The organism is Paenibacillus sp. FSL R5-0766 (assembly GCF_037971845.1).
GTDB lineage: Bacteria > Bacillota > Bacilli > Paenibacillales > Paenibacillaceae > Paenibacillus.
This window is the reverse complement of record NZ_CP150227.1, coordinates 927594-938899: the sequence shown is the minus strand read 5'-3', so window position 1 is coordinate 938899 and position 11306 is coordinate 927594. Positions and strand designations below refer to the sequence as shown.

Genomic DNA, 11306 nt, shown 5'->3' with positions numbered 1-11306 from the left:
ACTCAGCTCCGATTACGTTCCAATTGTTTCTCGATGCCCAACCTGTCGATCTGTATCCAATACTCTGCAAATTGTTCTTTTTCCACTCGGTATACCGCACTCGCAATTTCAATCACCGGGAGGTTGGTTGGACTGTATCCGTCCACTTCGCCAATATGGGTACCCGTTTGTCTCCAGCGCACATAAACTTTATCACCTTGCGTCAGCAACTCCAGAATTTCGAGTGAAAACTCCCCGTATGCTTCGATCATTTCTCGCACATGATCTGCATAATCAGAAGGTGTTCGGGTCACCGTGACCTCTTCTTCAGATATCACTTGATGAGCCAGTACCTGATCCGCCATCACTTTGCTTGCGTAATCAGGATTTCGGCCTGATCGGACTTCTTCAAAAAAGGTTCTGACAATCTGTTCTGCTGTCATACGCCAACCTAGCCTCCTCAATTTATTCTGCTGTTATATATATAAATATGTAGTAACTCTTGTATATTAACATGGTCCCCTCGCTACAGAATTACAACTGTTCTATTGTTCTACAGGACTTAAAACCTATCCTCTCACCTTGACAATGCGTCAATATGACCATAAACTAGCAAAGGATATTAGGAAATTAATAGGAGGTTTGACCGTTAAGAGGTTCGAGTATGGGTTTTAACCATATCTGATAATCTTTCGGTGTGTAGAAACGTAGCATTAGAGCAACTCAGAAAAACAAGAAAGCGGTGTATCATGAAACGTCTATTTTTCATTATGTTTGCGCTCACCCTGTTACTGGCTGGATGCCAGAGTACTGAGCAGGAAAGCAGTCCGTCCGTGAATAATCCTACAGAAGTAGTAGAAGGTTCTACCATTTTAAGTTTGAAGCAGAAATACGGCTCTGAATCGGAACAAGCGATCATGCCGATGTACAACGTAGCTCAGGATGAAGAATTTACGTTCAAGTTTAAAGCCGATTTACGTAAAAGTAGCCTGCGAGCTAGTGACATTATTAGTGTACATACCGATATTAAAGCACTCAAAGCAAGCGATGTATACGCCATTCCAGAGACAAACGACAATAGTGTTTCCATTAAACCTCTTGGATGGGGCGTTTTAAGTTCAGATTCCATGATGAACAAGGATCAAAGTTCTTGGGGCGGTGCCCCAATCTACTACATTCGCCTGAACTATGATCCGGATGCAGAAAAACTAACACTACTCGATAAACCCATCATTATTCCGTTTACAGTGAAATCGGAGTTACCCGTACCCAACCTAAGATACGAAATTGACAAAGATAGACGGTTCAAGTTGGTCTGGGACAAGGTTGAAGGTGCCACCGAATATAAAATTTATAAACGTTCTGACCTAACCAACTTCGATACAAATGTACCTCTAACTGGCGCAGAGGACGCTTTCAGTAATAGTCTGCCTTTAGATATTGCGGTAACAACAGAGACGTCTTTCAATGATTTTATGAAAGACGGAAAAGGCGGGGTAGGCACTTATAATGAAATGATAACTACCACTCAGAACCATGGTATACGAGGAGAATATTATGTCACTGCAATTGGTGGAGGCAAAGAATCCAATTTTAGCAGAGGTGTCCCTACAGCTCCGCTTGCTTCCCAGTTACCAACATCTCTGAAAGAACAATTGTATAGGGAGAAATTAAAGAATATAGATGTACTTCCTCAGAAAACAACAGTTGAGTACAATGACGGCTCTCTAGCCCGTGAAACCATTGTCTATGATACCGCTAACGTAGAGATTTCAGAGTTCAATGAAACGAATATTCCTTTTCACATTAAAGGAACAGCTCTGAAAAGCTATGTGCGCGTAGAGAATGTGACTCAAGCAGATTTGGACAAACTTGCTCAGCAAACCGTAGCCGATTCCAGCAACGGACTGGTGGAACCGAAGAATGACACACCTTACGTCCCTGCACCTGATGTGCCAACGATCATCAACAATCATGATGCACCTGAGTCTGCAACGGAAACAGAAGAAGCATCGGCTTCGGAAACTTCAACTACAGAGTCTACAACCGATACGGGAACGTCAGAAGATGCAACTGATCCTCTATCTACTGAGGCTTCCGATGATACTTCTGATAATTCTTCAGATATGGCTTCTGAAGAAACTTCCAATGAAGCACCTGCTCCAGCTCGCGAAGCTGAAGAAGACAACTTGGTAGATGAACAGAAATCCAATACACAGCAAAATGTAGAACAAGGTAATCAGGAAACCGTGCCTCAGCCTGCTACAGGTGATGCAATGATCAATGCAGATTCCGCATTGGAAGAAGTTTTAGCCAAAAACATGATTGCGGCACAAGATAAAATTTCGTTAAAAGCTTTCCCCGAAGCTCAAAATTTCACGACACTCTCAGATGTTGTTCTGAAAGTGATGTACCAGAATCCATTGATTCTTGGTGTGGAAGGTTTCGAATACAACTATGGTACACTTACCCTTTCCATTTATTACAATGAATCGGCTAGTGGTATCCAGAAGAAGCAAGATGAGATTATTGCCAAAGCAAATGAAGTTGTGGCTTCCATTATCAAGAATGGTATGAACGAAGACGAGAAACGGAAAGCCATCTACGATTATCTGAACGATAACGCAAAGTATGATGATGCAGCGCTGGAAAATGCGGAGCAAAACAACTTCAAAAATGTCGATCCACAGTTTAATGACTCGTTTACCACATACGGTATTCTGGTCAAAGGAGTTGGGGTATGTGCCAGCTATGCTTCCGTTTACAAATTGCTCTCCGATCTCTCGGGATTGGAAAGCATCGTTGTAACGGGCGCTTCCAGCGGCGTTCCACATGCATGGAACAAGGTCAAAATCGGGAACGAATGGTTCCATGTCGATGCCACCAACAACCTGACGAACTCCGGCATCCCGTATTTCCTGTACAATGCCAATGATGAGACTGCTGCAAGTCAGAAAACGATAGCGGATCAAGATTATTGGCTTGATTCCGAGCTCACGATGTTTAATGGCGAGAGCGATGCCAATGATTATTATGTGCAGAATGATCTCGAAGTCGCGTCCATTAATGAGTACAAAACCAAGGCTGAGAGTGAACTCAAAAAAGGAGAGAACCGCGTCATTCTCCGTTTCGCCTCACCTGTTGACTCTGATGAGCTGATGACAGCTGCCGGTGAAGCCCTCGCTGCAGTGGATGAAGCGCTTCTGAATACAGCACAATTAGCCACACTCGGCAGTTATGCCATTTTGGACCCGAAACCAGAGCAGAAGTAACTTAGTTACACAGCAATCCCCTTTGCTTTCTAACAAGCAAAGGGGATTTTTTGTCTATTATTGGATGACTTCAAGCCATTGATTTAACCTGTTGCAATCTGGTAATAAAAGAAGAAATAAATGCTTTCTCTTTCATGAGATTCTGTTGCAACCTCTCACTTATTTTACTGAGTGTACTTGCATCACGCGTTATATTGTATTTCAGAACTATATTTCTCAATTTAAAGTAGTCCTGTTTCAGAATAGTGCTTAATTCCATAAAGGTTGCATCTCGTTCAATGATTGATTTCTCCATTAAATAAGATAAACGTAACTCCATAAGTAGTTTATGTTCATACAAGAGATGAAAGACTCGTGAATCCAATGCTTCTCCAACTAGAGCTGCCTGCTCAATGTCGGTAAAGATACGTTGAATGGCTTGCATTCCAAAATCGTATTTTTGATCTCGCACTAAGTCATATGTCTCGCTTGAGTTAAGATAGTTTTCCATCGCCGTTATCATCTGCTCCACATGAATTGCATAATTGATATTCTGAATTGGCTTGAGGAATCTCACTTCTGTCCAAAAACTGTACTCATTAGACATGGTCCAGTAGCCTTTCTCAAGTTCATCCAGACTACATACGGTTTGTATGAATTTACCATCATCAAGATTGTCAGCAATGTATATCAAATTTTGATCCAGGTCATATCCGTACACCAATAATTCGTGCATGAGATGTTCTTTTTGATAATAGTCTGTACACGCAATGTAGTATCGATCTGCATAAATATATAGATAATATCCCATATCTATCGCTTCTGTAATCACTTGCTTAAGTGATGTTCCCCATTTGCTAATCACAATTTCTTGTGGCAGGTTGTAAAAGGAAATTCCCGGACAGGTACTTAACAGAAACTGATGAGAATCAAACGAAAAAATTCCCCATCCATGTGCATACCTGATTTGTATAAAGTTATTGAAAATCCATGGCCATAAATCTTCGTTCATAACGGATGTTAATGTCCCATATGATGTGTACGTGCTTATGACAGGGTCACCTAGTTTAAGTACATTCTTGGCCATTACAGAATTCCTCCTTCGATTCCTAGGCATAGTGTATTGATCTGAACAGATTCATTGTATAAGCAACGCACTCTCGGAGCTGGGAGCGAAGAACATGTTCTTGAATATATTACCATGTACCTTTCCTGTTTTATATAAGAACGCTTTCATATATGAAAATATTTTATTTCTCTCATCTTAACGACAAAAAAGAGGATACCGCCCCCACAATATGGAGACCGTATCCTCTTATACAATGATCGGATTACCTAAGATATTTAAGGACTAACCGTACCGCCATTTGCATTCAATGTCTCGCCACTCACATAGCTGGATTCCTGGCTTGCCAGGAACACAAATGCCGGAGCCATCTCGGCAGGTTGTCCTGCCCGACCAAGCGGTGTATTGGAGCCGAAATCAGCCAGCTTCTCGACTGGTTGTCCACCCACGACCTGGAGCGGTGTCCATACCGGTCCTGGTGCAACAACATTGACACGGATCCCTTTGCTACCCACCTGTTGTGCCAGCGCTTTGCTGAACGTGTTAATGGATGCCTTCGTTGTTGCATAATCCAGCAGGATTGGCGAAGGTTTGTACGCCTGAATCGATGATGTGTTGATAATGGAGCTGCCCGGCTTCATGTGTTTCACAGCTGCTTTGCAGAGCCAGAACATGGAATAGACATTTGTTTTGAACGTTGCATCGAACTGCTCGGTGGTCAGATCCGCAATCTGCTCTACAAACTGTTGCTTACCTGCCACGTTAGCGAGGATATCAATCCCGCCAAGCTCTTTTACCGCAGACTCAATGAGTTCCTCACAGTATTTCTCATCCTTCAGGTCACCTGGCTTCGTAATCGCTTTGCGCCCAGCTTCCTCAATCAGTTTCACAACTTCCTGTGCATCTGCTTCCTCTTCCGGCAGATATGCCAGAACGACATCTGCACCTTCACGGGCAAAAGCAATTGCTGCCGCTCGGCCAATTCCGCTGTCGGCTCCGGTCACAACTGCTTTGCGTCCTGTTAAACGTCCGCTGCCTTTATAACTTTTCTCACCCGCATCGGGAACAGGGGTCATCTCACGCTGGAGCCCCGGCTCATCCTGCTGCTGTTTCCACTCCGGTGTAGCCTTCGGATATTGGGTCGTTGGATCTTGCATGGTGTGCTGGTCTTGATTAGCCATGTTCAATTTCCTCCTTGGTTATTTACATTGATCACTACGATCACAGAATAACCTTCCGATCGCTGTTATCCCCAGATTTTTTTTCTCTCCCTTATATAAGGTGAAAATCCGGTGATAGCGTATGCTTCCGATGTAGCTTTCTTTCAGAAAGCTTTTAGGCGAGCACTCCGTTTCTTCAGATTATTTCTGTGCTCTTCGTTATCATGTAAATATTAAATTTATTATCAGAAGTTGTTTGCGTAAAAGTTGCACTCTTTCCTTTGTAACCGAGATGGGTGGAATTTAAACTGGACCTGCTACATTTCCTTGGCAACTATTCCAGTGTTGAATCTCCTCTAACTGGAGATTGTATAATGAATCATGAGGTGATCTCGTTGAATGCAAACAAAGAACCCTATTCCATCGGTGAAGCAGCCAAACTGATCGGCTCCACGGTGAAAACGATCCGTTATTACGATGAGATTGAACTGTTACAACCCACCAGTCATACGGAAGGTGGGCATCGACTCTATACAACGCAAGACTTGTGGCAACTCGAACTCATTACAACACTACGTTATCTGAATTTCAGCATACCGGATATTCGAAAGCTCATGTCTGGTGAACTGGCGGTAGCACAGGCATTGGATCTGCAGATTGAAGCCTTGGAAACCCAGATCGGCACGTTGAATTCCATGCTCTCCATTTTGCAGCAGGCGAAGCAGCATGAAGAAGACACTTCACTGCATTCGGAACAGTCTCTTACCTACATCTCCAGTCTGGTAGAATCCCTGACGGCCAATGCGAGCAGGCGAAAACAATTTGTTGCTGCCAAGGTGGATGAATCCCATCTGCTGGACAGCATTCCGCAGGATTGGAGAGTGTCCTTCCTGCACTTTTTCGACAAATACATGATGAAAGATACCAAACTGACGGCTCAGCAAACACTGGCCTGGAAGGAAATTCAGGAACTGATCAATGATCCGGCATATTGGGCAGATCTGGCTCAGCTGGAGGTTCCGTTCTTCATTATGGCGAATCAGCCACAAGTCGAAGCGGATGTCTGGGTGAAAAAAATGGAGGCTATTCGCATTCGCACTACCGAAGCGCTGGACAAGCGTTGGGCAATCGATAGCCCTGCTGTGCAAAGCATGGTGTGGGACTTTGTGTTGATGTATGCAAGTGTCGAGCATGCCGAAACACCTGAAGTATTTTTTAGTAAACAGGCCCGATATATGCTGGACTCCGTGACCGATCGCATTCTGCGTTTTAACAAGCTGTGCAAGGTGATGAATCCCGAATGGAGCCAGATTGTAGATGGCATTAACCTGTTGCAGGAGGGCATGCGGTTACGATTAAAACAAATGGAAGAGGACTGAGTTTCAGTCTCCTTCCATTTTTACGTTTAGCCTTTTTTCAACAAATAGGATTCATGTTCTCCCACTTCCGTGTCCATATGGAGCGGTTGCCCTTTCAAGTAGTGGTTGAAGAAATCAATCGTCGTATCGTTGACCAACCGTTGTGTCCCCCGCGCATCTACACCCTGTGTCCTTTCGAGCAGTGGAGAGATCAGGTAGAGGTCGGAGAAACTCAGATGTTTGGTGTTGGTCAGCTCCATCCAGTAGTTCCCTCCTGCGGTTACCGGCTCATAGCGCTCATACACTTCCTCATAATATTTCTCGGCTTCTGGGCGGGTCGTGCCCATCGCAGCAATTTCCTTGTCACTCATCACACTTGTACCTGCAACGGTTGAGTCTGCACTCATCATCAGGAACGGCTTGCCCACACCTTCCGCAGGGATACGTTTCTCGCCAAACAATACACCGTCCATATTCATGCCTGCTTTCACACGTGGATCATCCATTAACATCTGTACTGTTGTTGCTCCGCCAAATGAATGCCCAAACATGCCGATGTTGTCCAGATCCATACGTCCGGTAAAGCGTCCGCTCGGATCTTCCGCACCCAACTTCTCTACCTCATCCAGTACAAACTGTGCATCCTGCACCCATGTCTCATTCAACTTGTCCATGTAACTGAATTGCAGCTGCTCAAAGCCTTCTTTCCCTTCGGATTCAAACTGCGCCACACGTCCATCCGGGAATACGGACACCAGACTGTTATACGTGTGATTAATGCCTACAACAATGTAACCTTGACTGACCAGCTGCTCGACCTGGAACGTATTCTGATTTTCATAGCCATGCAGACCATGAGAGAAAAGAACAACCGGATACTTGGCTTCGGCATCAGACAACTGAGCTTCCTGTATCGCATGCGTTTTGACCTGACTCAGACTGGAAAATAAAAGCTTTGGCAGTTTCAACACTTCATTGAAGGCTGTCCCGTAGATCTCCGGCTTATTAACATAAGGAGCTGCTGCGCCCTCTACATCTGGATTCGTTGGATACCAGATCTGTACCATCAGCTCCCGTTGATCACCAGCTGTTCTCGTCATAATTTCCTCCCGACTGCTGTCTGTCCAATCGTAGGATACCGTTCCGATTCCATAAGGACCTGCTGGCTTGGCAAACGAAAACACCGGGAACAGCAGCGGCAAGCCAATGCTTACAACAGCGTATACCAACACCAGGAGAGACGTTGCGATGATTCGAACATGTCCGAATTTCCCCGCCACAGGTGATGTGGAAGTGGATACCCCAGAACGTTTACTGTTCAGCAAGGTTACACCTGACTGTTGCTGGCGTCTTGCCTTTGTAAATAACACAACCAGTGGAACCAACGTGAGCAGATACGCTGGAATCATCGGCCAACGAAGTCCTTCGACCACACCATGGATGGTCAGCAGCACACCTGATATAGCGAATCCACTCCATACCATTTCCCGAAAATGTTGACTCTGTCTCCCAATCCCGATTCCCCCCACGAACATAAGCAGGTTGAAAATAAGATAAATCCATTCTACTGTCCTCATAAGATGTAAGCCCCCTTGTCTGCCTCCAATCTTAAAACCTCCAGTTACAGGAGATTCAAGTATGAATTTTGCGGATAAAAAAATGCACTCCCTGAATGACGCTGAATCACCCTCAGGTTCTCCAATCGTTTCAAGGAATGCACGTATGAAATTACGTTATAAGTTGACTTTGGAATATGAGACTAGCGATCTTCGCCACCATCTCGTTGCCCCAACGCTTTCTGAATCGGAACTGGCTGAATGCCAGCGCGAACCTTTTTTCATATTTTGCCAAATCAAATGACCTTTAGTAAGATAGGAGCAGATTGAATAGGAAAAGGAGACTTTACATGCCTGACTTTTTACTGGTTTTATTTTTGTTTAACCTGTCTCTCTTTCTGCTTCACGAAATGGATGCCATCAGGCGGTCCGAGTGGAAATTGTTTATGGTGTTAAAAGATATGGAAGATGATAAAGCGTATAGGTATTTCACTTGGATTCACCTGCCAATGTATACCATCATCCTCTCTCTTCTTTTTAGCTCGTATCAAAACATTACATTTTGGGTGCTGGATATCTTTTTCATCATACATACCGTATTACACTTCTTTTTCGAAAAACATCCTCGAAATGAATTTAAAAACGGGTTCTCCAGATCATTGATCTACCCTATGGGAATAATCGCTTTAATTCATTTGATATTCCTAATCATCTAATTTGTTTACACCGACAGAATGAAGGAAGCTGGAAGGGTATTGTTGAATTACAGTGAATATGGAGGTGTGCCTATGCAGCAGCAGCATGCAGAACGAGTTGAATTATTTGTTTCCAACACCCAGATCATCAAGAAGTCGTTCAAATGGCAACATGCGATGATGCACCGTCTGGCTGCCCTGCTCTATGCAGCGGAGAATAAAACAGCGGATGGGGAAGCCATTCGTCTAAGCCATGAGTTGATTAAGCAAAACACAAAACTCTTCTCTGCATTCAGAGGTAATTCGGCCATTAGCATTGCTGCCATGCTCTCCCTTACAACAGATGAAGAGACGAGATTGGTAGATACCCTGCATGTCTATGACTTGATGAAAGAGATCAAATTCCGCACATCGGATTATCTGGTTATTGCCGCCTATCAGATCGCTACTCAGACATCACCTGACCAGTTTCAACCTACGGTGGAGCGGGCCAAATCATTTTATGACGGCATGAAAGCAGAGCATCGTTTCCTCACTGGACAGGATGACTACATTTTCGCTGCCATGTTAGCACTTTCCGATCTCGAGGTGGATACTGGTGTGGCACGTATGGAACAACTTTATGGCGAATTAAAACCGGAGTTCTCTTCCAGAAACAGTGTGCAGGCGTTAACACAGGTACTGGTTCTTGGAGATGATCCCCCGGATGCAGGTGCTCGTGTGATTGCCTTAAATGAAGCTTTTCGCAAAAGGAATCTTCGAATGGACAAAACGTATACGTTAGCCTCTCTCGGAATACTTTCTCTACTGCCTTCGGACAGAGAGTCATTAGTGGATGAAGTCGTGGAAACAAATGACTGGTTACGGACTCAAAAAGGCTTTGGTGCATGGTCAATCGACAAACAGGAGTTGCTCCTGTTCTCGTCTGCTCTGGTAGCCATTCAACATGTAGAGAATCTGCGGAACGGTGTTCTGACCACAACCATCTCAACCAGCATCACAAACATTATTATTGCCCAGCAGGCCGCCATGGCCGCAGCTGCCACAGCATCGGCTGCTGCCGCTTCTTCATCATCATCGAACTAATAAGTGACCCTGTTACCTTCAATATAAGATGAAAAAGACCCTCCCGAGTTCAAGTTGACTCGGAAGGGTCTTAAAACATTCAAACCTACACCTAAAATAATGTTCATCATTTGCTAGGATATAACCCCGTATCCCGGAACTCTTCCACGAAACTATCCAGCCAATCCGAACCATAGTCCAGCGCACCCATATCACTCTCAATAAAAGCAACATCTAGTCCCATCACCCAGAATCGGCGAGCAACAATAAAGAGATCAACCGCCTGCTCATCTTCGGCAGAGAAACTTCTGACTGAACGATATCCTGTCATTAACGCATCCCATAATACTGCCTTTCGCTCATCAGACTGTCTTTTTCGAACTTTCACTTGAGCTAAATCATAGGCACGCCAGCCTTTGGCTGCCCACTCGAAGTCATAATGGATGAACTGATGTTCCTGTTGAAACACATTGTTATTCCCATGCATATCGCCGTGGCACAGACCAAAGTCCAAGTCTTGTCTGGAAGTGGCAACGATGCGTTCTTTTAACGTTGCCGCAAACGTATGGAGAAATGCTGCTGCTTCATTGTTCTCACCGATATAGTGGATAATTCGCTCAAGGGGGTCGTCAATAAGTAACTTCAGATCCAGCTCATATCGTGGCAGCTCCATGTTCACCTGATCCATAGCCTTATGCAATTCAGCGGCAGATTGACCAAAGGCGTAACAAGACTCCTCATCCTCCAGGTTGTTCTCCGTACCCTCAATATACCGAAACATCACAGCAACCCGCTTGCCTTCCGCAACCTCCAACACCGTATATCCCGTATAATCTTTCTTCTCGATGTATTCTCCAATGTCGGTATGTTCCGCAGAACCTAGAACGTTCTTCAGTTGAGACAATAACGATAATTCGTAGCGAACATCTTCCTCCGTAATTTCAGTACGGTAGATACGGAGAATATACATGCCACTGGACGTGCGAACCCGGTAGGTATCATTCAATCCTCTAAGCCAAAACAAACATTCTTCCCATGTTCCAATGTCATATTGATTACTCAATGCAGACTCCAGGTACCTGGGGTTAAGCACTGAACGTAAAGCAGTCGGTTGAATGGACATATGGTTGCTCCTTCGGTTTAATATGATTATTTCTCATCTGATGAACGATGTAA

Annotated in this window: 10 protein-coding genes; 5 read left to right on the top strand and 5 right to left on the bottom strand. The window is 44.5% G+C overall.

Annotated features, from left to right (window positions below):
- Positions 1–2: 2 nt before the first annotated feature.
- Positions 3–422 carry an ester cyclase gene (locus tag MKY66_RS04295; protein ID WP_076214949.1) on the bottom strand — a complete coding sequence of 140 codons (420 nt, stop codon included), beginning with the start codon at positions 420–422 and terminating at the stop codon, positions 3–5.
- 306 nt (positions 423–728) lie between these two features.
- Between MKY66_RS04295 and MKY66_RS04290 the strand changes: the two genes are divergently transcribed.
- Entirely contained in the window at positions 729–3251 is a 2523-nt protein-coding gene (locus tag MKY66_RS04290) for a transglutaminase-like domain-containing protein (protein ID WP_076214951.1), read from the top strand.
- Between the two features lie 70 nt (positions 3252–3321).
- On the opposite strand, the gene MKY66_RS04285 is transcribed toward MKY66_RS04290, so the two are convergent.
- Complete coding sequence (locus MKY66_RS04285) at positions 3322–4317, bottom strand: hypothetical protein (protein WP_076214954.1); 996 nt, start codon at positions 4315–4317, stop codon at positions 3322–3324.
- Positions 4318–4574: 257 nt separating this feature from the next.
- Positions 4575–5477, bottom strand: coding sequence for an SDR family oxidoreductase (locus tag MKY66_RS04280; protein ID WP_076214957.1), 903 nt, complete (start codon positions 5475–5477; stop codon positions 4575–4577).
- Between the two features lie 353 nt (positions 5478–5830).
- On the opposite strand from MKY66_RS04280, the gene MKY66_RS04275 reads away from it, so the two are divergent.
- On the top strand, positions 5831–6835 hold the full coding sequence (locus tag MKY66_RS04275) for a MerR family transcriptional regulator (protein ID WP_076214959.1): 1005 nt from the start codon (positions 5831–5833) through the stop codon (positions 6833–6835).
- 26 nt (positions 6836–6861) lie between these two features.
- Here the strand turns inward: MKY66_RS04275 and MKY66_RS04270 are convergent, their stop codons facing one another.
- Positions 6862–8391, bottom strand: a complete 1530-nt coding sequence (locus MKY66_RS04270) for an acetylhydrolase (protein ID WP_076214962.1) — start codon at positions 8389–8391, stop codon at positions 6862–6864.
- A gap of 61 nt (positions 8392–8452) precedes the next feature.
- On the opposite strand from MKY66_RS04270, the gene MKY66_RS04265 reads away from it, so the two are divergent.
- From MKY66_RS04265 to MKY66_RS04255, 3 genes are all read left to right on the top strand, one after another.
- Positions 8453–8674 (top strand): hypothetical protein, encoded by a 222-nt coding sequence (locus MKY66_RS04265; protein WP_076214964.1) that lies wholly within the window; start codon positions 8453–8455, stop codon positions 8672–8674.
- A 46-nt stretch (positions 8675–8720) separates the two neighbouring features.
- The gene (locus MKY66_RS04260; protein ID WP_076214967.1) at positions 8721–9086 is read left to right on the top strand and encodes a DUF6713 family protein; all 366 of its coding nucleotides are present in this window, start codon (positions 8721–8723) and stop codon (positions 9084–9086) included.
- A 72-nt stretch (positions 9087–9158) separates the two neighbouring features.
- Entirely contained in the window at positions 9159–10151 is a 993-nt protein-coding gene (locus MKY66_RS04255) for a DUF4003 family protein (protein WP_076214969.1), read from the top strand.
- A gap of 106 nt (positions 10152–10257) precedes the next feature.
- Here the strand turns inward: MKY66_RS04255 and MKY66_RS04250 are convergent, their stop codons facing one another.
- A complete protein-coding gene (locus MKY66_RS04250; RefSeq protein WP_076214972.1) occupies positions 10258–11253 on the bottom strand; it encodes a phosphotransferase in 996 nt (331 codons plus the stop codon).
- Between the last annotated feature and the right edge of the window lie 53 nt (positions 11254–11306).